Below are 20081 nucleotides of genomic sequence, written 5' to 3'. Positions count from 1 at the left end.
AGTAGTGATTTCTGCCAATTCCACGCCTTTTACAGGCCTGTGTTAGCCGTTTTTAACATATAGCCGGCATCCTCGCGGCATTGCCTGACGGGGATACCGGCTTGTCAGTTGTCGATTCGGCACGGATACAGTTGGCTGATCAGTTGCGCGTCGGTTTCATGTCGTAGCTCACCATCGCTATCGAGAAACCCCAGTAGATGAAGGCCAGCGAGGTCAGGAAACTGGTCATCATCATGTCCTGTACCCATCCGGCTTCGATGAAGAAGAAGCCTATGATCATCAGCAGTATGCCGTTGATCAGGTAGAGCCACCAGTAGCGGCGGTCGCGCTGGCTGACGGAGCTGATGATGGCGCTGATGCCCCAGTAGAGGAAGATGATGGCTATGAAGTAGGGGAACACGGCTTCGGAGAGCACCACGCTCCTGACGAGCATGAAGCCGATGAACATGTCGATGATGCCTCCTGCGAGCCACCAGCCCCAGCCGCGGCCGTGGTTGGGGCCTGCGGCCACACAAAGCTGCACGATGCCGGCCAGCACCAGAAGCCATCCGAAGAGCTGAGAGGCTATGGCAAAGCCGCTTACAGGCCATATCCAGTAGGCGAATCCGCAGATCACCATCAGGATGCCTACAGTGAGCACTACCCACCAGTAACGGGTGCGCCCCCAGAAAGATAGATTGAAGTTTTTCATAATTCTGACGGATTAAAGTTTGTTTTGATATTATAACACGATATGCTGGCAAAAGTTGTGCGTGGGCGACGACACCTGCCCGGAGAGAGTATGGATTTTCAGCTTTGAGTCTTACTTATTAACTTTGTGGTCGGAAACACAACGACAACGACCCCCGCAGTAAACCCCCACGGGTAGCTGATGGGTCTGATATTTGAGAGTTACTTACAGATCATGATATACCCCGATAGATTCGAACACAAGATAGGATTTACGGCCGTACGCCAGCGTGTGGCCGAGCTGTGTGCCTGCGATGCCTCGCGTGCCATGGTCGAGGCTATGGCATTCTCGGCTTCGGCCGATGAGGTGCGTGCCCGTCTGCAGCCTGCCCACGAGATGCTGCGCCTGCTCCGCGCCGGCGAGATGCCGCCGCTCGACGGGCTCGGAAATCCGGACGAGGTGCTCAAGGCCATACGCCTGCCGGGCACGTTTGCGCCGGCGGCCGAGATGCTGTCGCTCCGCAGGGCGCTTGCCGTAGTGGCCGATACGGCCGATTTCTTCGCCGCCAGGCGCGACGAGGAGGGGCGATCGCCCCTCCCTGCGCTCGATGCCATCGCATGCCGGATAGGCACCGTCAGAAACGAGGCTGCGGCGATCGACCGTGTGATGGACCGCTACGGGGAGATTCTCGACAATGCTTCGCCGGAGCTGGCGGCCATACGACGGCAGTTGTCGGCAATGTCGGGGTCGGTCAACTCGGCCATGCGAAGGGTCATGGCCAGGGCGGTGGCCGACGGGGTGTTGGAGGCCGATGCGGCTCCGGCCATGCGCGACGGACGTCTGGTCATACCTGTCGCGCCGATGAACAAGCGACGTATCTCAGGCATAGTCCACGATGAGAGTGCCTCGGGCAAGACGGTGTTCATAGAGCCGGCCGAGGTGGTGGAGGCCAACAACCGCATACGGGAGCTGCAGATGGAGGAGCGCCGCGAGATCACACGCATACTCATCCGTCTGGCCGACGGGCTGAGGCCGTCGATACCCTTGATCGAGGAGTCGGTCGAGGTGGTGGCAAGGCTCGATTTCGTGAGAGCCAAGGCGCGCTACGCGGTAGAGACCGACGCCTGTATGCCGTCGCTCTCCGACGGGCCGGAACTGGAATGGTATCATGCGTGTCATCCCGAACTGCTGCTGTCGCTGCGGCGTCAGGGGCGCGAGATTGTGCCGCTCGACATTGTGCTGACTCCCGGAGCGCGTCTGCTGGTGATATCGGGACCCAACGCGGGCGGCAAGTCGGTGTGTCTGAAGACGGTCGGAGTGTTGCAGTACATGCTGCAGTGCGGACTGCTTCCGCCGGTTCACGACAATTCGCATTTCGGCATTTTCTCCGACATCTTCGTGGATATCGGCGACGACCAGTCGATAGAGGACGATCTGTCGACCTACAGTTCGCATCTGCGCAACATGAAGACCATCGTCGGCAACGGACGACCCGGATCGCTGGTGCTCATCGACGAGTTCGGAGGGGGCACAGAGCCGCAGATCGGAGGAGCGATCGCACAGGCGATACTCCACCGCTTCGTCGATCTCGGACTTTGGGGCGTGGTGACCACCCATTATCAGAATCTCAAGCACTTCGCCGAGGATACCGACGGGCTTGTCAACGGCTCGATGCTCTACGACCGTCATCTGATGCAGCCGCTGTTCAGGCTCTCTATCGGCAATCCCGGCAGCTCGTTCGCTGTGGAGATCGCGCGCAAGACCGGACTGCCGCAGGAGATCATCCGCGAAGCCGAGGAGATAGTGGGCAGCGACTATGTGAATCTCGACAAATATCTGCTCGATATTGCGCGCGACAGAAAATACTGGGAAAACAAGCGCATGGCCATCCGCCAGAAGGAGAAGAAGCTTGAGGAAACCCTGAGGCGTTACGAGGAGGAGGCCGAAACGCTCCGCTCGCAGCGGCGCGAGATCATTGGCGAGGCGCGTCAGGAGGCCAGAAAGATACTCGAAGGAAGCAATGCGGCCATAGAGCGCACCATACGCACGATCCGCGAGGCGCAGGCCGACAGGGAACGGACGCAGGAGGCTCGCCGCAAGCTTGAGCAGGAGCGACGTCAGATGGAGTCGGCCAAGGGCGTCGGATCGGGCGGCAACGAGCTGCTGCGGCGAGCGCCAAAGGCTAAGAAGCCGAAGCCTGAGGCTCCGCCGGCCGGCGCTGCCTCGCGGCCGATAGCCGTGGGCGACGCCGTGAAGCTCGATGGAGAGGGCACGCCCGGACGTGTGCTCGAAGTGTCGGGAAAGCGTGCCACGGTGGTGTTCGGTATGCTTAAGACCACGGTCGACACGGCGCGTCTGCGCCACACGGCGGCCGATCCCGACCGCGCCCCGTCACGCCCGGCGTCGTTCGTCAGCACCGCCACGGCCGACGATCTCCGCGACCGTCAGCTCAGCTTCAAGCGCGACATCGATGTCAGGGGAATGCGTGTCGACGAGGCGCTCCAGGCCATAACCTACTTTATCGACGATGCAGTGCAGTTCTCGGCCGGACGGGTGCGCATACTCCACGGCACCGGCACCGGAGCGTTGCGTCAGGCCATACGCCGCTATCTCGACACTGTGGCCGGAGTGGCTTCGTACCGCGATGAGCACGTGCAGTTTGGCGGCACCGGCATCACGGTGGTGGATCTCGCCTGAGGCGTGCGTCATCGGTTTGCGATTGTAAGGAAAAAGCCGGGGGGTAGACAGGCTGCGCGCCCGCCGGATCAAAGTCGTGGTGATGCAGGGTGTGAGATGTGCGGCGTGCGGGTGTGCGGTGTGCTGTGACTGATCTGTGAGAATTCATGAGGCCGTCACCGCAGCCTCCTTCGGCCATCGCCCCATGGGGGGCGATTATAATCGTTGGGGTTTTCGACGATCGCCTCCGGCGCGCGCAGCCTTGCTTGTCCCCCCCCCCGGCTATGGGGCGGTTCAGTCAAGCTCTATGGTCCAGTTGAGCGACTGTATTCTGATCTCGAGCTCGCGCAGCTGCTTCGACAGCGCGTCGCACTCCTTGCGCAGCGCCGCCACGTCGACCGTGCTCACCACGCGTATCTCCGTCAGAGTGTGGCGCGGAGTCAGATCGCTCGCCGCGTTGAGAAATCCTCGCATTATGTCGGCATGGCGCCGCAGCGTCTCGCGGCGGGCGAGCAGCGCCGTCATTGTGGTAGTGTAGTCTATCTGGCGGCTGTTGGCCAGATTGATCCTCACGGTGATGTCGTCGAGCTCGTCGAGCAGACGGCGCAGCTCCTCGAGCAGCCGCGCAGGCTCTTCGGCCGGCATCGATCCCTCCTGCACTTTGGCATTGTTGGCGAGCCTCATGGGCATCTGCGCTATGCGGCGCTGCAGGTCGGCGCGTATCTGTAGGGCTTCGGCAAGTTTCATGACTGTTTACGTTGATATGACCGCCGGCAACGATGCCGGCGGTCATAAAAGTCAACGCCGACAGGCGTCGATATGTTCAGAGCCCCCCGTCAGTAGACCATCTCGAAATCCTCTATCCACGAGGCAAGCGTCAGAGAGTCGACATTTTCTCCGATCCCCACCTCCTCGGGGGCGGATGGTATATAAAAGGAAACGCCGTGTCAAGAGCCGATGGGGCTGACACGGCGTTGTCGTTCATGAGGCTGTCGGTCAGCTGTGGGCGTCGATGACGCGCCCCTTGCCGCTGATGACAAACTCTTTGTGACAGGCAGGCATGAGCGCGCTCTCGCCGCGACGGAGGCTGACGCTGCAGCCGTTGGAGTCCGTCACGGTCATCTCTCCCTCGATACATGTCAGTGTGGAGAAGGAGTCGACTACCGGCCTGAAAACGTGCTCGCCGTCGATGGTCAGGGCGTAGACTGTGAAGTGGTCGCACTGCACAAGCTCTTCGATGCCGTTGCCAAGATCGGTGGGTGTGGAGGTGTACGACGGGTAGACTTTGTAGTCGATAGCGTCCTTGGCCTCTTCGACATGGAGCTGCCTCGGTTTTCCGGTGGTGGCGTCGATGCGTCCGTAGTCGTAGATGCGGTAGGTGACGTCGGATGTTTCCTGCACCTCCACGAGCAGGTTGCCCGCTCCGATGGCGTGTATGCGTCCTGCGGGCAGGAAGAATACGTCGCCGGGATGGGAGGTGTGGTGAGCCACTACGTCGAGCAGCGTGTTGTCGGCCACTTTTGCCGCATATTCGTCGGGGGTGATCTCCGCCGAGAGTCCGCTTACGATGGCGGCGTCGGGGTCGGTGTCGACTATATACCACATCTCGGTCTTGCCGAGCGAGTTGTGGCGGCGGCGTGCAAGCTCGTCGTCGGGATGAACCTGCAGGGAGAGATCGCCGGCGGCATCGATGATCTTGATGAGCAGCGGGAATGTGTTGCCGAATCGCTTGTAGACGTGGCTGCCTACGAGGTCGGCTCCGTACTTCTCGATCATCCGGGTGAGGGTCAGGCCGGCATCGGGTCCGTTGACTACAACGGACTCGTTGCCTCTGACGCCTGATATCTCCCAGCTTTCGCCGATGTTTTTCTGGTCGGTGACGATCCCTTTGAACGGGGCTATCTTTTCGCCTCCCCACACCACGCTTTTCAGTATCGGCGTGAATTTCAGGGGCGGAATGTTGACGTTGTCCATCTTAGACCGGTCTTTGGCTGGTTATCGTTATGACTGAATTATTTGTCGAGATGCTCGTAGTGGAGTGTGAGAGTGGGCTGATCGCATACTTCGGCGGGACCGAAATACTGGATCGGGCCGGGGAACACGTACTGGGTGTTGATGGCCCAGTCGTCGCGCTTGGCGGCAAAACGCTGGAACGGAGTGCCGTCGAGGCGCACGAGCGCTTTCTGTATCACGGGCTTCATCTCTCCGTGACGGCGCTCCATGTTGAACATCATCGAGATGGGCACACCGCCGGCAAGCCACTGCACGGAGGGCTTGGTGAGGTTGCGGAGGCTGGAGATGTAGCCGGTGACGCCTGCGTTGATGAGGCACGCGGCGTTATAGCCGAGTGCGTAGCAGTAGTCGGCGTCGAAGTTGGAGGGAGCCGCGCAGCGTCCTTCGTAGCCGAAGAAGTGGTGGAGGGCAGAGAATTTGCCGTCGTAGCTGCCTTCGGCCTTCATCTTGGCGAGACGGCGTCCGACCATCTCGGAGAGGAGTTTCTCGGTTTCGATGAGCGACACCTGTACGTTGCCGTGGGGGTCGCGGTCGAGCGTGAGCTGGCGTGCCACGCCTTCGGGAAGCGAGATGAATGTTTCGGCGTTGGCCTTCGAGAGGTTGGCCGATAGGAATTCGCGCTGTTCGGCAGTGGTCTTCTGGGCGAAGTCGGGTGTCTTGGCGAGCAGGTCGTTGAGCTCGGCAATGAGGCTCTTCATGGCGGGGATGAACTCGATGAGTCCCTCAGGAATGAGGACTGTGCCGAAGTTGTTGCCCTGCTTTGCGCGTGCGGCGACGATGCCGGCTATATAGTCGACAACATCCTGAAGGGTCTGGTTTTTGGCCTCGACCTCCTCGGAGATGATGCAGACGTTGGGCTGTGTCTGAAGTGCGCATTCGAGAGCGATGTGCGATGCGGAGCGACCCATGAGTTTGATGAAGTGCCAGTATTTCTTGGCCGAGAAGCAGTCGCGCTGTATGTTGCCGATAAGCTCGGAATATACTTTGGTGGCGGTGTCGAATCCGAACGATGCCTCCACGACTTCGTTCTTGAGGTCGCCGTCGATGGTCTTGGGGCAGCCGATCACCTGCACTCCGGCGCCGATGTTCTTGTAGTATTCGGCAAGCACGGCGGCATTGGTGTTGGAGTCGTCGCCGCCGATGATCACGAGAGCCTTGATGTCGAGCTGCTTGAGGATTTCAAGGCCTTTGTCGAACTGCTCTTTCTTTTCGAGCTTGGTGCGGCCTGAGCCGATGATGTCGAATCCGCCGGTGTTGCGATATTCGTCGATGATGTCGGATGTCAGTTCCTTGTACTGGTGGTCGACGAGTCCGCCGGGACCCATGAGGAAACCGTAAAGACGGCTGTCTTTGTTGATCTTCTTGATGCCGTCGAAAAGGCCGCAGATGACGTTGTGGCCGCCGGGAGCCTGTCCGCCGGAGAGTATCACTCCCACGTTGAACGGTTTGCCGGGGGCGGGGGCGGGGTTCTTCTCAAATCGAAGCTCCGGCATTCCGTATGTGTTGGGGAACAGTTTTTTGATGTCGTCCTGATCGGCTACCGACTGGGTGGGTGCGCCTTCTACGGCTTTGACTGCGCCGGTGAGTGTGACGGGCAGTTTGGGTTGATAAGCCGCGCGGGCTATCTGCAATGCACTTTTCTTCATATTGTATTGTGAGATTATTGGTTTTTGTAGCGTTGAAGAATTCAATGTGCAAATATCGCAAATATTTTTCAAAAATCGGTCGTTGTTGAGCTGTGTTTTTTGCCCCACAGGGATATTTGTGGGTTTTAGAGCGTGCTCTTAAGACGGATTCGACTGTTAAAAAGTGATATGCGGCTTTGGCGCAGGGCTGTCTGCGGTGTCGGGTGTTGGAAAAAATTATTATCTTTGCGACGTTTTGAAAAATAGATGAAACTGTCGACCCTACATAATATGCGCTGGCTTGTGGCCGCTGTTGCAGCTTCGCTCTTGGCGGCCTGCGCCAGTATGGGCAGGCCGCAGGGCGGTCCGCGCGATGTGGATCCGCCGGTGTTTGTGAACAGCACCCCGGCTCCGGGCGAGGTCAATGTGAGCCGTTCCAAGATCTCGATACTGTTTGACGAGAACGTGCAGGTGACCGACCCGATGAGCAAGGTGGTCATATCGCCGGCGCAGCGTACTACGCCGCTGGTGATGGCTGCCGGACGACGAATCGATGTGGAGCTTCGCGACTCAATGAAGTCCAACACTACCTACACGGTGGAGTTCTCCGATGCGATATCTGATCTCAACGAGGGAAATCCCATCGATGGTTTCTCGTTTGCATTCTCGACAGGCCCGCATATCGACACTCTGCAGATTTCCGGCATGGTGTTGTGTGCCGAAAATCTCGAGCCGGCTCAGGGAATGCTCGTAGGTGCATACGCCAATCTGTCGGATACGGCGATAATGACACTCCCGTTTGACCGCATCACGAAGACCAATCAGCTCGGACAGTTTACTATCCGTAATCTGGCTCCGGGATCGTATCGCGTATATGCTGTCAACGACAACAACCGCGACTATCACTGGGATCGTTCCGAGGATGTCGCCTTCCTGTCGGAGGTGATCGTGCCGAGCGTCAGCGAAGGCGTGGCAGCCGACACTCTTGAGGCAGCCGACGGATCGGATTCGATTGTGATGCGTCCGGCGGCGGTCTATGCTCCCGACGATGTGTTGCTGACATGGTTTAATGAGAATTACCGGCCGCAGTATCTCGTGAAGAACGAGCGCCCCGACCGTCACCTGATCGAACTCGAAATGGGGGCTCACGCCGATGCCCTGCCCGAATTGACAGTGATAAACGGGCCTTATGCCGGACGAAAGCTGGCCGATATGGCTGTGATCAACGGTTCGGCCACACTCGACACGCTCCAATACTGGCTGACGGATTCGACACTGATCATGCAGGACACGATAGCATTGAGGGCTACATATCTGCGCACTGATTCGCTCGATCAGCTGTCGCCGCAGACCGACACTCTGCAGCTGATGGTCAGAGGGCTGCGGCAGAGGCTTCGCCGGGAGGAGCAGGAGCGCAAAAAGCAGCTCAAGGAGTGGGAAGAGCGCCGTAAGCGCGGCGAGGAAGTGGACACGACTCCCAAGCCGGTGTTCCTGACTGTCAGGATGAACAGCTCGTCGGTCTACGATGTGTTCCAGCCTATCGGGCTTACGTTTTCGCAGCCGCTTGAGTCGCTGGATATGAATGGCGTGCATCTGCTTGTGAAGGACAATGACACCACTTGGGTGGAGGTGGAGCCGCCGATGTTTGACCGCGACGGCGATCTGCGTCCGATGCAATATGTGGCTTCCTATGAATGGGAGCCTGGGGCTACTTATAAACTTGAGATAGACTCGCTTGCGGCCATGGGCGTGTACAAGCAGGGCAATGCTCCGTTCAGCCAGACGTTCAGTGTCAGGAAAGAGAGCGATTATTCGACCATCACGTTCAATGTGGCAGGTCTTGATTCCGTGCCGGCGGTGGTGGAGTTGCTGTCGTCGGCCGACAAGCCGTTGCGGCGACGTCCCGTGGCGGATGGCAAGGCAGTGTTTGACCATGTGCTGCCCAATACGTATTATGCGCGTCTGTTTATAGACAGTAATGGCAACGGACAGTACGACAGCGGTTCGCTCACCGAGGGAGTGCAACCTGAAGAGGTGTACTATTTCCCGAAAAAACTGCCTCTGAAGCAGCGCTGGGATATGGTGCAGAACTGGAACGTGTATGAGCTTCCGCTGGATGCGCAGAAGCCCCTTGATATAAAGAAAAACAAGCCGAAGCCGAAACCCGGAGAGAAAAACAGCCGGGAAGATGAGGAGGACGACGAATATGATGAGTATGATTCGTCGGCCGGCGGCGTGAACCGCAATACGGGGGTGAGGCGCAACAGCGGATTGAACAACAGCCGCCTGCGCCGCAACAGCGATCGCACAGCTTATTGATACTGACTATGGCCGATACAAGAATAGTTTCATCCCACGATGTGCTGCCGGAGCCGACATTGAGCCGTCTGCCATGGTATCTTGCCTACGTCAGTCTGCTTAAGGTGAGGCGGGTGGCCTATGTCAGTTCGACGGCCATAGCCCGAGGTATACATCTCGACGCGTCGATGGTGGCGAAGGATCTGTCGTTTGTCAACGTGCGCGGCAAGACGCGCATAGGCTACGAGGTGGTGGAGCTGGAGCGCGAACTGAGGAGTTTTCTGGGGTTTGACCGACAGCACAATGCCGTCATAGCTGGAGTGGGGTCGCTTGGGGCGGCGCTTATCGCCGATTCTGGACTGCAGCGCTACGGGCTCGATATCGTGGCCGGTTTCGATGTGGAGCGCTCCATTATAGGGACGATTATATCGGGTGTGCCGGTGTTTGACATTACGCAGGCGGCGGAGGTGCGCGCCGACATGCAGGCCGAGATCGGTGTGATAGCGGTGCCGGTGGAGCAGGCTCAGGCTGTGGCCGACACTCTGATCGATGCCGGAGTGAGCGCGCTGTGGAATTTCACCCCATGCCGTCTGCTGGCTCCTGAGAATATTGTGATACAGAACACGTCGATCTATGCTCATCTGGCGGTGATGTATAATCGTATAAATGCAAATAATCCAGACTTGACACGATGAAGGCTATTGCTGTTTTACGCCATCCGAGCGATTGCGTGGAAACCGCGCCGCGGATGCAGCTTATCGCAGACTCGGCGATGGTGGGGGCGGGGCGCCCCTTGTTTCTGCCCGATTTCGCACCGTCGTGGCGGGCACGTATCGGGCTTGCGTTCAGAATATCGCGTCTGGGCAAGGATATAGCTCCGCGTTTTGTGGGGCGATACGTCGATGCGTTTTGTCTATGCATGCAGCTGATGCCTGAGGGAGCGGCCGGAGATGAGGCGTGGGGCGGGCTGTTTGACAACTGTATGGCTCTCGGAACGTGGCGTCCGGTGCCCGATGGTGAGGCGATAGGGATCAAGCTGGAAGATTCGGTGTGCGATGTCGGGCTTGGCGATATAGCTGTGGAGCAGACTGTCGCAGCGGTGAGCCGTTATGCCACTTTGAAGACTGGTGATGTGATAGTCGCGGCGTTTCTGCCGTGGGTCGTAGGCGTGAAGGCCGGTGATGATCTGAGAGTGGACGTGGATGAAGAGCCGGCGCTGTCTGTGAGAGTGCGGTGATAATGACAGCCGGCTCACACAATAAAACGCCTTCCGGAAAGTTATTCATAATATGAATCACTTGCATTTTATATCGGCAGCTGTCGCAGTCATGACAGTTATGGCTACCGCTGCCGCACAGGATAAGAATGATTTCAATCCGGTGCAGACCGGTGTCAATTCGCTCGCTATAGCACCGGATGCGCGTGGAGCCTCGATGGGCGACCTCGGCGCGGCGACAGAGCCCGACGCCAATTCGCAGTTCTGGAACCCGTCGAAATATGCGTTTGCATATAGCGAGGCAGGCGCTTCGGCCAGCTACACTCCGTGGCTCCGCAAGATAGTAAACGATATATTCCTTGCCAATCTTTCGGGCTACTGGAAGATCGGGCGCGACGACAATCAGGCAGTCAGCGCCACGTTGCGCTACTTCTCGCTCGGAGAGGTTACCACCGGATCGGAAGTGACCGGATCGGCTCAGACGCTTAATCCCTACGAGATGTCGGTGGATGTGGGCTATTCCCGCAAACTGTCGGAGAAGTTTTCAATGGGCGTGGTGCTGAGATACATATATTCCGACCTTGGATTCTCGTCGTCATATTCAGGTGATCTGTCGACCGGAGCGTCGGCTTTTTCGGCCGATATATCGGGCTACTACACCACATATCCTGTGATAGGCCGTAATGAGTGTCAGTGGTCGTGGGGATGGAACGTTTCCAATATAGGCACGAAGGTGTCGTATGATCACGGCAACGATCCGGCTTTTCTTCCGACAAATCTGCGACTTGGCACTGCGTTCACCTTTCCGTTGGCCGACTACCATAATCTGACGTTCGGGCTTGATCTTAACAAACTGTTGGTGCCGACACGCCCGCGTGAGGCCGACTATGACACGTCGACGCCCGACGGACAGCGCGAATATCTCGACGCTCTGGAGCGATGGGAGAATATGTCGCCGATCACGGGTATTTTCAAGTCGTTTTCCGACGCGCCCGGCGGTTTTAGCGAGGAGCTGAAGGAGATCAACTGGTCGCTCGGAGCCGAATATGCCTACAATCAGCAGTTTTTTCTTCGTGCAGGGTATTTCCATGAGCACGCAATGAAAGGCAACCGTCAGTATTTCGGCATGGGCGCTGGTTTTTCGTTCAATGTGCTACGCATAGATGCGTCGTATATGATAGCTACGGCTCAGACATCACCGCTCGATCAGACGCTACGTTTCACTCTGACCTTTGATATGGACGGCCTGCGGGAGATATTCGGACGCCGCTGATCGCGATCATTGGCTTGCAGTCAGTCACGGATTAATGATGTTAATGATTTCAACCAAACTGGATATTTTACTTTATGCAACAACTGCCTGATATACGTAGCGGACTGGGCTATGATGTCCACGCTTTTGCCGAAGGACGCAAGCTGATTTTGTGCGGCGTGGAGATATCTCACGAAAAGGGGCTTCTCGGACATAGCGATGCCGACGTTGCGCTCCACGCGCTTGCCGATGCTCTGCTCGGAGCGGCCGCTATGCGCGACATCGGTTATCATTTTCCCGACAGCGACCAGAGTTATGCCGGAGCCGACTCACGTGTGCTGCTGCGCAGGGTGGTGGAGATTATCGGTGCCGAACATTATTCTGTATCTAATGTCGATATTACTATCATAGCTCAAGCTCCGAAATTGTCGCCCTGTATAGAGCAGATGCGTCGCAATGTGGCAGAAGATCTGGGTGTTGATATTGATAGAGTTTCGGTCAAAGCCACTACTACCGAGCGGCTCGGTTTTACCGGGCGCAAAGAAGGAATTGCCGCTATGGCCACGGCTCTGATAGTGCGCTGATGTTCAGGATTATATCGCGCTTGCGTTGTGTCGGCGTTATGCTGATATTATGCGGACTTTGCGACTTCTGGCTGGCGCGATTTTTGCTATAGCAATAGCGTCGCTATGTAAGAACCACGTCAAAATATAATGCTGCTTAACGGTTGCCCGACTGTGCGCTTCATCTAATGCATACTCTAATGCTTCCCTCAATCATCTTCTAATGCGATCCCTAATGCATTCCCGTCGCAGTGAATATGCTTGGTGAACTATAGTGCATTCTGATCTGGATGATTGTGCGTGGTTATATGCTTGGTGGCCATTAAATCATTCACTGTTTCAGTGATCTATGTACGACTATATGCTTCGGTGAGTGTCTTTGATTGTGATGTTAGCATTTTCGGTGTGATGATCTGCTTGCTTAGGCAATTGTCTTCGGCGGTGGTTTATGAGGGTATGTTTGCTTCGATAATTGATTTATATTGCACTGTATATGTGTGGATTATATCGTTTTGTTGAAGCGTATTGAATTCGAATGATTGCATAGATTGTTGTTGTGTTACTGATTTTTTTTCGACTTTTTTCAATAAAACACATCAAATATTTGCACAATCCAAAAAAAGTCCATACCTTTGCAACGCAAAACGGGAGAAACCCCTAATGCAAACCCAGACGGTGCCATAGCTCAGTTGGTAGAGCAAAGGACTGAAAATCCTTGTGTCCCCGGTTCGATTCCTGGTGGCACCACCCAAGCAAAGATTAAATCGCTAATTCTTACAGAGTTGGCGATTTTTCTTTTAGTCACTACAGGGCGTAGTCACTACAATAGTCACTATCTAAATCGCTATAAACCACGATAAATCGGCTTGATTAAACTGTATTAAAAAGTAGCGTTTAATTCTAAACCCAATTAAATTCTACATTAAATTCTCTGCAAAATAATAGTGACTACCGGCGTGGTGCGCTGAGATAGTCACTACTTCATTCTTACATTGTAAGTCGGGTGCCGGACTGACGGTTGTCGATGTCGTCGTAGCGGGAGCGGTTGCCGACTTCGTGCTCGCGCTTGTAGCCGGATGAGCCGGAACTGACATTGAGGGAAGATAGTGCGTTGGCAAGATTGAATGTGAACACTTGCGAGATTTCCGGGGAGTAGTCCTGTGGACGGGAAGGGAGAATACGGACTCCGGCTTTGGACTGGGTATTCTGTTTTATCCTGTCTTTAACCGCCTCGGCATCCTTTCGAGTAAGATGCAGCATGGCTATTGACATCAGGAAGTCTTGTCTTGCTTGTTCATCGGCATGTAGAGAGCGGAACTTGGCTTCCTCCTCCGAAGTTAATTCTATCAAAGGCATATAGCCGTCAGTCAAGGCAGCGAGGAGGCAATAGTTGCCGTTTCTATGTTTGACAACGGCTATGCCTTTTATTCTCTCTTGATGGTTGTGTATCGGATAGCGCATGAGATATTCGGTCAGTATCTCCTCGGAGAACATCGTGGCCGCTATTGTCAGGCCTACATCTTCGCGCTCGTCGTCTTTCACGCCGTTATACCATGCGTACTGTCTCGGAGAGATTGGCTTGCGGTACGTCGAGCCGTCTTTGACATTGATGAGCATATAGTTTCCTCTGCTGTCTTTGCCCACCTCGACAGTGAACAGGTCGCGGTACACGTCAAGCGACGATGGTTTCCTCTGTGGCTTGATGGCGAAATCAATAAGCTCCGACAGTTTCATCACCTTACTGCCGTCGAAGGCTATCTTTTCAGCATGGTCGATTATACTGTAGCCTCTCACCCTGCCGCCCTTGTCCTTCTGGAAACTGATGTCTATGCCAAACTTTGTCTTGAGAGCATCAATGAGAGTCTGTATGCGCTGGCAGTTCTCCTCGCTCAACGGCTTGCCGTGGTTATCAAGTATTTTGCGGATGTCAGTGTTGAGTTTTGCCTTTACCGGCTTTCGTTTCTTACCTTTTGACACTTTGACATTATCGACACTTTGACATTTTCCCTCGGCTATCTCGCTCTTGTATTTCCGGATTATGGCACGAAGCTGCGTAGCGCGGTCTTTGCGCTTGGGGCTGTTTCTGGTGATTCGATTGAGAATGTCGCCGATGGCGATATTTCCAGCATTGCCTCCACACTTGAACAGTCGGTAGCCGTCGAGCGATTTCTCTATCTTGTAGCCGTGAGTCTTGACGATATTGGCAAACTGCCCCTCCGTTTCGTAGTCGTAGCCGAGAATTCGGTCAATATCTTTCTTGATGTCAGGAGAGAGTATGCGATTTGCGCACTCGTTAAGCCTGCGCCTGTCCTGATGGTCAGAAATGGCATAACCGTTAGGCTTTATTCTCGTCGAGAGAATATGCACATGGTTATTACCGGTATCGTGGTGGGCGTAAACAAAATACGGCTGACGGGCATAGCCCATACCCTCCATAAGTTCACGCGCAAAGTCGGTAAGTTCTTCCGGCGACATGGCGCGTCCTTTCACAGAGGCCGACACGTGGAACTGGAAACGTGTTGTCTTTGTATTGCCGTAGGTCTTAGAGTTTTCTTTCATATACCTTTCGACTTCAGCCGAGGCATCAAGGCCGAAGCGGTGCAGCGTCTCGATATTGTGACGCAACGCCTCGCTGACGTTCTCCATCGCCATAAGGGTTGCCACGCCATCAGCAATCTTCTTCTCGTTATATCGAGCGCCGGGGAAACCGCCGCCGGACACATCGTTGAGCTTCTTGACTATCATTTTCCTGAAATTATCATGTTATAGAGGTATGTCAGCATCTGCCGGATTTTTTCTGTACCCTCGCAAAACTGACCGAAGGGAAGAAGATCTGCCGACCGCAACGAGTAAGGATTCATTTTCTGCTGCTCGTTGATGTGCTTCGCAACCTGATTGGTGTTGGTGCCGGTTCTTTCGATGAGCTTGATAGCGGACTTGATCAAAGCAATCATACGGGGATTGTCTCGGTCAGCCATCGGCTGCTCTTCATATTTGAGTGTGGCACAACGTACAAACGCACTCAGATTACCGTCGGTGTATCGGTCGGCTCTTGACTGCATTTCTGCGTGGGTCTGCGCATCGACACGTATTTTAATAGTGATGGATTTTTTATCCGGCATAGAGATTAACTTTTTAAGATATTATGGTTTGATAGATTGGTTGATTGAATATCTGATACAATGAAGACTATATGACTTGGTATAATGATTGCTTGATGATTTGATGAACTGATACCTTGATGATACAATATCTTAATGACTCGATTGTCTGATTATCCAATGCTCCATTACCCGATGACTTATTGTCCAATGGCTCATTATCATATTATCCAATGTATCGATTATCCAATGTGACGATGACCGATTAACCGAAGTATCACGGTTCATGATAAATGTGTTGCTTGATAATATATCAACCGCAGATTTTCAGTTTTTCATCATTCATTTTTCAGTCTATCATCGTTCACGGGCAATGTGTCATTAGACAAAAGACTGCGAGTTTCGAGCGGGATTGACCCTCACCTCGGGGGAGGCGGGATAGCCGTTGTGGACACAATCGGCATATCTTGCAAAGCAAGGTTTATACTCCAAATCAGGCGTGAGCAACCGGGGTATCTCAGTCAGTTCGACCTCGGTCGAAAATGTCATAATGTCAAAAGTTCATAGTGTCAGCTCAAGCGTCATATTTTGCGATAGCAACCGTGTGACTTTTTCTTTACGAATCCTCGACCGCCGTCTCTAAGAAATCTTTTGACCGAGGATTCCGAGATTCCGAGTTGCAGAGCTTCCCGGACAGCTTCTGCCGTGGTGAACGAATCCCTGAGGTTTCCGAGTAACTCGGTAAACCGGTTGTCGAGGATACCGGTTTCAATCTCCGGTGCAATCCGGCTCTCCATGTTTCTGAAATATTCGGTGAGCCTGATGGCGAGTTCGGCAGTTCCCGGTTCAATTTTATCCATGCCCGATTCTCCACAGATGCAGTGCATAATCTGTATGATCAGGCAGAAGCGGACGAGATAGGTTTCCAGTTTGCCGCACAACGCCCTGACAGCATCCGAATCCGTTTCAGCATAAGCCTTGTTATTGACCTCGTCTTTCCATTGAATTACGCGGAGCTTTGCCTCTTGGGAAAACAGTAGCTCTATTGAGGTCGCTTTTCCCTCTTGGTCTGTTGAAGGAGTGACTGTTACCACCTTTCGGATAATTCGCCCCCATTCTTCAAGAACGCTGTCAGGCATGGCGGTGTCGTTCCACGACGGCATCTTGTCAATTTCGGGATAGACTTTCAGGAATCGGGATGAAAAGCCGTTCATCATTCGCTTGCCGCCGAACTGTTCGCCCAAACGCCCAGGCTGCGTAGAGCCGATAATCGAACAGTAGGGATTGGAGAGGAAAATATGCTCGTTGCTTGACTTTCGGCTGTACTTGAAAGGCGTGCCGCTGAACAGACTGAGAAAGTAGCCCTCGTCCGAACCATTATAGCGGTTGAAATTGGAAAGAAGGCTGTCTATCTCATCTTTGTAAATCAGCACTCCGCGCGGATTGTCGCGCAAAGCTCCGATAAGAGCCTCTACGGTGGAATCAACCACTACATGACATTTTCGCTGAGGCATCTTCATTGCTTCAGGTAGAGAATGTTTCTCACGCTGCTTTGCCGACATGCGTTCCCATTGACGGTAGGTTTCCATCTCCTTGCAATAGATCATGTCATACTCTCCATCGAGTTTGAGCAGAGGTGCGACCGCCTGTTGCAATGGAGGTGTCTTGCCGCAGCTCGGCGAACCTACAAGCACCATGTAGATTATCGGTCGGCTTATCCATCCGGTCATGAAGCGGACTGACCAAGTGTTGCCCATAGCAGCCGCGAATACTGTAAGGAATGAAGCCGCTGTGAAATCGACATTATAGTTCTCGTATTCTTCAAGAGCCTCGATTATGTCTCGGATTGCTTTCGGAAATATCTCCAGAGGGAAAGAAATTACGGCAGTTTTACCGGAATCGCTGGTAAAGGCAATGCTATCCTCCTCGATCAATCCACATCCGGCTTCCAACGGAAAGCGTGGATGGTTGTAATAGCCATTCGCTTTCATGATGCTCAGATATTGATGTTACGTTGTCCGAGGGCTTTGCGTACCTCATATTCCGGGTACATAATCTTGTTGCCGGTCTTGACAGGTTTGAGGATACCTTTATTTGCCCAGTGCCAGAGTGTGGCATCGCATACGCCAAAGAGTTCCTTTACCTCGGCTTTGGTGAGCATACGTTCTTTCTTGGCTGCCTCGACCATCGAGCCGAGTTCATCCTTTGCGCGGCGGATCAAGTCCTCCGAAAATGCTTTGAGGTCTTCGGCGTTCATCTCTACCTTGACATGGGCCCGACCCTCATTGAGCATATCTAATAAATCTTGCATTTTTGTTTTGATTGCCGACATTGTTCGACGCTTCTACTGGCGGCATAAGACAGAAACGCCACCGCTCCGAAATGGAACGATGACGCAAAAGTATAGCGTAATTTCTTGGATTAAAAAGAATTGATGGTTCGTTAAGTTCGCGAACTCCGGAACGAATCAAACGAATTGAAAAGAGGTTATTTCAGTCTACTCCATCTGGGTCAATTCGTAAAACATCGGTCTTTATAGAGTCAATAGCGAAGCGATGTTCTGGCTCGTCTTTGATAAATCGCTTACGATTGGGAGATAAATCTTGTAGCGTGTTTACGCTCTTCTGCACCTGACGCTCGCCGACGATTTTGCATTCAGGGAATGTGGCGGATAATATCTCGACAAATCGTTTGACAGGTGTTGACGGATCCAGCTCGCCAGACTCGACAAGTGCGACATATAAGTGCGCTATGTCAACACCACGGATATGTGTTTCTATCCATTTGCCAATGCGCTTAACAATCTCACTGCCGTGAGATGCCAAAAGGGAAAGAAGGTCATGAGATAATTCTGCGTTTTCTGTAATTTTAGCAGTCGGTTTAGACTCATCAATACCCTCCAACGCCCAATCAGCCAAATTGCCGTTATCTACACTCATGCGATAATCAAGATACTCCTTCAAATCCTTGCGCGAGCGTCGTTTATCCTCTACCTCCCTCGCAAGAAATATCTTCATGAACTTTGCAAGCTGCCACTGGTACTGTTTGTTGTCAATCGACTCTGCCGCTTCCTCAATATTATCTATCATCATTTCAGAAGAGCGTCCATATTTGAGCCATGCGGCAAAGGGCAACCGGTATTTAGCCCATTCGCTATCCGCCGGCTGCCCACTCAGTACAATCCGGGCATAGCCCGATTCCCGGATAATCTTCAAAAGCTCATCCAAGTCCAGATTGTCAAGGTCAATCATATTCTCCAATCGCTTCTGAAACTCCGGCGACGAAAGAAATGCTGCTGCACCCAACAAAAACACCTCCAGCGAGTCCGCTTCGCCCATCGCCGCAGCAAACTCGCCATATTCCTGCGGATGCTCCTCCATCCACATCTTCAAATCAATCTTTCCATCCTGACTGCCTAAGTTATCTTGCTGATTTTTCATAGTGAAATTTCTAATTCATAAAGTAATAACGCGCAAAGGTCAAAAAAGATAATAGTACTTTGAACGATAACAGCGACAACACATAAGTTCCGCCAAGCAGTGCAGTATCTTCAATCCAACCCTCGGACAAGCAACACCCGACCATGAGAACGAGCAACGCTCCCCGCGCAATCCAAAATACATCCAATTTATGTGTCATAGTCGTTTTGAAATAAGCGAATAAATTTTCGTCACAATAATATATGGGATAATTGAGATTAACGAATACATTATCATAAATAATATCAGGTAATCTGAATGTGTTGTGGATTTACTTAGATTGGGGAAAAGAAAACAGATTGCAACAGATAGGCTGTTAGCTATCCAGACCGACAAAGAAAGTCTGATAATACTTTTCCTAAACCACTTAAATGCAATGAATCCACTCAACAAACTACATAATAGGAATATAAACGTATAGTATATGTCCCATTCCATATACAACATACTATAACCTGTTCCTACTGAAACAAAAGTTTCAAAAGCCACAAATATCCAAAATCGTTTATCGGTCAGTATCATATTTGTTCAAGATAAGCAACAATTCGTGAAAAAGAAGATTTCATCTCGATTGTGAAATCCTCTTTTTTCACTATTCGTTGATACATTCGTTTAATATTTTCGTAATCAGCATTTTTGGAGAGTTTGGCAGAAATTAGTCCAACCATACAATGAGTATCAAGCCCTGAACAATATGGGCTATATTGTTCTATTGGCATAGTATTGAATAGCCGGTCTATTGAATTGATACTGTCATATTGAGAGATAAAATCCAACGCAATAGGAAGTAATGGCGACAGCCCCATATCAAGCCGGTTATAGTCGTCCGGCTCATCGTCTGAAAGAATAAAGCGGTCTGTTTTGACAATCTGCGTTTTCCATCTTAAATCCGGATTAAATCCTTGCAGTTTTATTCTTTGAAGCAATAAAAGATTGATAAATGCAGAATGGTTCAGAATGAAGCCACAGTCATTGCAGATTGTAGTTATCTCTCCATAGTCCACACTGACATACGGAAATATGTTTACCTCAAAACCCCATGAATGATAAGTGAAAAATATTTCATCAGTACGACTGCCGGCTTTTCGACTCAATGCAAATCGACCCCTGAGGATCTTGAAACCTTTAGCTGCAGCGAATGGCTCCAAGGTGGAGAAAATATGTTTTTTAACGTCCTGTATCTTCATA

17 protein-coding genes and 1 tRNA gene are annotated in these 20081 nt (G+C 52.9%); 8 read left to right on the top strand and 10 right to left on the bottom strand.

The window, feature by feature from the left end; translation table 11 throughout:
- Nucleotides 1-139: 139 nt before the first annotated feature.
- Complete coding sequence (locus NF347_RS09290; protein WP_107035609.1) at nt 140-691, bottom strand: HdeD family acid-resistance protein; 552 nt, start codon at nt 689-691, stop codon at nt 140-142.
- A gap of 213 nt (nt 692-904) precedes the next feature.
- On the opposite strand from NF347_RS09290, the gene NF347_RS09285 reads away from it, so the two are divergent.
- Nucleotides 905-3367, top strand: coding sequence for an endonuclease MutS2 (locus tag NF347_RS09285; RefSeq protein ID WP_123542269.1), 2463 nt, complete (start codon nt 905-907; stop codon nt 3365-3367).
- 273 nt (nt 3368-3640) lie between these two features.
- Here the strand turns inward: NF347_RS09285 and NF347_RS09280 are convergent, their stop codons facing one another.
- Entirely contained in the window at nt 3641-4093 is a 453-nt protein-coding gene (locus tag NF347_RS09280; protein WP_107681645.1) for a DIP1984 family protein, read from the bottom strand.
- Nucleotides 4094-4125: 32 nt separating this feature from the next.
- On the opposite strand from NF347_RS09280, the gene NF347_RS09275 reads away from it, so the two are divergent.
- Nucleotides 4126-4362, top strand: coding sequence for a hypothetical protein (locus NF347_RS09275; protein WP_128701824.1), 237 nt, complete (start codon nt 4126-4128; stop codon nt 4360-4362).
- On the opposite strand, the gene NF347_RS09270 is transcribed toward NF347_RS09275, so the two are convergent.
- Nucleotides 4343-5305, bottom strand: a complete 963-nt coding sequence (locus tag NF347_RS09270) for a type I phosphomannose isomerase catalytic subunit (protein ID WP_107035677.1) — start codon at nt 5303-5305, stop codon at nt 4343-4345. The genes NF347_RS09275 and NF347_RS09270 overlap by 20 nt on opposite strands.
- 53 nt (nt 5306-5358) lie before the next feature.
- Nucleotides 5359-7005, bottom strand: coding sequence for a diphosphate--fructose-6-phosphate 1-phosphotransferase (locus NF347_RS09265; protein ID WP_107035606.1), 1647 nt, complete (start codon nt 7003-7005; stop codon nt 5359-5361).
- 246 nt (nt 7006-7251) lie between these two features.
- On the opposite strand from NF347_RS09265, the gene NF347_RS09260 reads away from it, so the two are divergent.
- The 6 genes from NF347_RS09260 to NF347_RS09235 all read left to right on the top strand — a co-directional run bounded on the left by NF347_RS09260 (nt 7252) and on the right by NF347_RS09235 (nt 13060).
- The gene (locus NF347_RS09260; protein WP_107035605.1) at nt 7252-9303 is read left to right on the top strand and encodes an Ig-like domain-containing protein; all 2052 of its coding nucleotides are present in this window, start codon (nt 7252-7254) and stop codon (nt 9301-9303) included.
- A gap of 8 nt (nt 9304-9311) precedes the next feature.
- Complete coding sequence (locus NF347_RS09255) at nt 9312-9977, top strand: redox-sensing transcriptional repressor Rex (RefSeq protein ID WP_107035604.1); 666 nt, start codon at nt 9312-9314, stop codon at nt 9975-9977.
- Nucleotides 9978-10030: 53 nt separating this feature from the next.
- On the top strand, nt 10031-10519 hold the full coding sequence (locus NF347_RS09250) for an FAA hydrolase family protein (protein WP_107681646.1): 489 nt from the start codon (nt 10031-10033) through the stop codon (nt 10517-10519).
- Between the two features lie 52 nt (nt 10520-10571).
- The gene (porV, locus tag NF347_RS09245; RefSeq protein WP_133165494.1) at nt 10572-11771 is read left to right on the top strand and encodes a type IX secretion system outer membrane channel protein PorV; all 1200 of its coding nucleotides are present in this window, start codon (nt 10572-10574) and stop codon (nt 11769-11771) included.
- Between the two features lie 74 nt (nt 11772-11845).
- On the top strand, nt 11846-12334 hold the full coding sequence (gene ispF / locus NF347_RS09240; RefSeq protein ID WP_205961080.1) for a 2-C-methyl-D-erythritol 2,4-cyclodiphosphate synthase: 489 nt from the start codon (nt 11846-11848) through the stop codon (nt 12332-12334).
- A 653-nt stretch (nt 12335-12987) separates the two neighbouring features.
- Nucleotides 12988-13060, top strand: a tRNA-Phe gene (locus NF347_RS09235).
- Nucleotides 13061-13300: 240 nt separating this feature from the next.
- On the opposite strand, the gene NF347_RS09230 is transcribed toward NF347_RS09235, so the two are convergent.
- The 6 genes from NF347_RS09230 to NF347_RS09205 form a co-directional block, all read right to left on the bottom strand.
- Complete coding sequence (locus NF347_RS09230) at nt 13301-15058, bottom strand: relaxase/mobilization nuclease domain-containing protein (RefSeq protein ID WP_107681648.1); 1758 nt, start codon at nt 15056-15058, stop codon at nt 13301-13303.
- Nucleotides 15055-15435, bottom strand: coding sequence for a hypothetical protein (locus NF347_RS09225; RefSeq protein WP_107681649.1), 381 nt, complete (start codon nt 15433-15435; stop codon nt 15055-15057). Before NF347_RS09225 ends, NF347_RS09230 begins: the two co-directional genes overlap by 4 nt.
- A 560-nt stretch (nt 15436-15995) precedes the next feature.
- The gene (locus NF347_RS09220; RefSeq protein ID WP_107035599.1) at nt 15996-17405 is read right to left on the bottom strand and encodes a DUF3987 domain-containing protein; all 1410 of its coding nucleotides are present in this window, start codon (nt 17403-17405) and stop codon (nt 15996-15998) included.
- A 5-nt stretch (nt 17406-17410) separates the two neighbouring features.
- A complete protein-coding gene (locus tag NF347_RS09215) occupies nt 17411-17725 on the bottom strand; it encodes a helix-turn-helix domain-containing protein (protein ID WP_024988675.1) in 315 nt (104 codons plus the stop codon).
- 181 nt (nt 17726-17906) lie between these two features.
- The gene (locus NF347_RS09210) at nt 17907-18854 is read right to left on the bottom strand and encodes a DUF6043 family protein (RefSeq protein ID WP_107035598.1); all 948 of its coding nucleotides are present in this window, start codon (nt 18852-18854) and stop codon (nt 17907-17909) included.
- Between the two features lie 557 nt (nt 18855-19411).
- Nucleotides 19412-20080, bottom strand: coding sequence for a hypothetical protein (locus NF347_RS09205; RefSeq protein ID WP_107035595.1), 669 nt, complete (start codon nt 20078-20080; stop codon nt 19412-19414).
- Nucleotide 20081 lies beyond the last annotated feature (1 nt).

Origin of the sequence: Paramuribaculum intestinale (genome assembly GCF_030759015.1) — a bacterium.
GTDB lineage: Bacteria > Bacteroidota > Bacteroidia > Bacteroidales > Muribaculaceae > Paramuribaculum > Paramuribaculum intestinale.
Note: the sequence above shows the minus strand (reverse complement) of the source record. Positions and strands in the feature narration are given on the sequence as shown.

What these genes read in the sequence shown, in the direction of transcription:
- NF347_RS09290 (WP_107035609.1), bottom strand. Translation starts at nt 691, where the DNA reads ATGAAAAACTTCAATCTATCTTTCTGGGGGCGCACCCGTTACTGGTGG.
- NF347_RS09285 (WP_123542269.1), top strand. Translation starts at nt 905, where the DNA reads ATGATATACCCCGATAGATTCGAACACAAGATAGGATTTACGGCCGTA.
- NF347_RS09280 (WP_107681645.1), bottom strand. Translation starts at nt 4,093, where the DNA reads ATGAAACTTGCCGAAGCCCTACAGATACGCGCCGACCTGCAGCGCCGC.
- NF347_RS09275 (WP_128701824.1), top strand. Translation starts at nt 4,126, where the DNA reads ATGCCGGCGGTCATAAAAGTCAACGCCGACAGGCGTCGATATGTTCAG.
- NF347_RS09265 (WP_107035606.1), bottom strand. Translation starts at nt 7,005, where the DNA reads ATGAAGAAAAGTGCATTGCAGATAGCCCGCGCGGCTTATCAACCCAAA.
- NF347_RS09260 (WP_107035605.1), top strand. Translation starts at nt 7,252, where the DNA reads ATGAAACTGTCGACCCTACATAATATGCGCTGGCTTGTGGCCGCTGTT.
- NF347_RS09255 (WP_107035604.1), top strand. Translation starts at nt 9,312, where the DNA reads ATGGCCGATACAAGAATAGTTTCATCCCACGATGTGCTGCCGGAGCCG.
- NF347_RS09250 (WP_107681646.1), top strand. Translation starts at nt 10,031, where the DNA reads ATGCAGCTTATCGCAGACTCGGCGATGGTGGGGGCGGGGCGCCCCTTG.
- porV (WP_133165494.1), top strand. Translation starts at nt 10,572, where the DNA reads ATGAATCACTTGCATTTTATATCGGCAGCTGTCGCAGTCATGACAGTT.
- ispF (WP_205961080.1), top strand. Translation starts at nt 11,846, where the DNA reads ATGCAACAACTGCCTGATATACGTAGCGGACTGGGCTATGATGTCCAC.
- NF347_RS09230 (WP_107681648.1), bottom strand. Translation starts at nt 15,058, where the DNA reads ATGATAGTCAAGAAGCTCAACGATGTGTCCGGCGGCGGTTTCCCCGGC.
- NF347_RS09225 (WP_107681649.1), bottom strand. Translation starts at nt 15,435, where the DNA reads ATGCCGGATAAAAAATCCATCACTATTAAAATACGTGTCGATGCGCAG.
- NF347_RS09220 (WP_107035599.1), bottom strand. Translation starts at nt 17,405, where the DNA reads ATGAAAGCGAATGGCTATTACAACCATCCACGCTTTCCGTTGGAAGCC.
- NF347_RS09215 (WP_024988675.1), bottom strand. Translation starts at nt 17,725, where the DNA reads ATGCAAGATTTATTAGATATGCTCAATGAGGGTCGGGCCCATGTCAAG.
- NF347_RS09210 (WP_107035598.1), bottom strand. Translation starts at nt 18,854, where the DNA reads ATGAAAAATCAGCAAGATAACTTAGGCAGTCAGGATGGAAAGATTGAT.
- NF347_RS09205 (WP_107035595.1), bottom strand. Translation starts at nt 20,080, where the DNA reads ATGAAGATACAGGACGTTAAAAAACATATTTTCTCCACCTTGGAGCCA.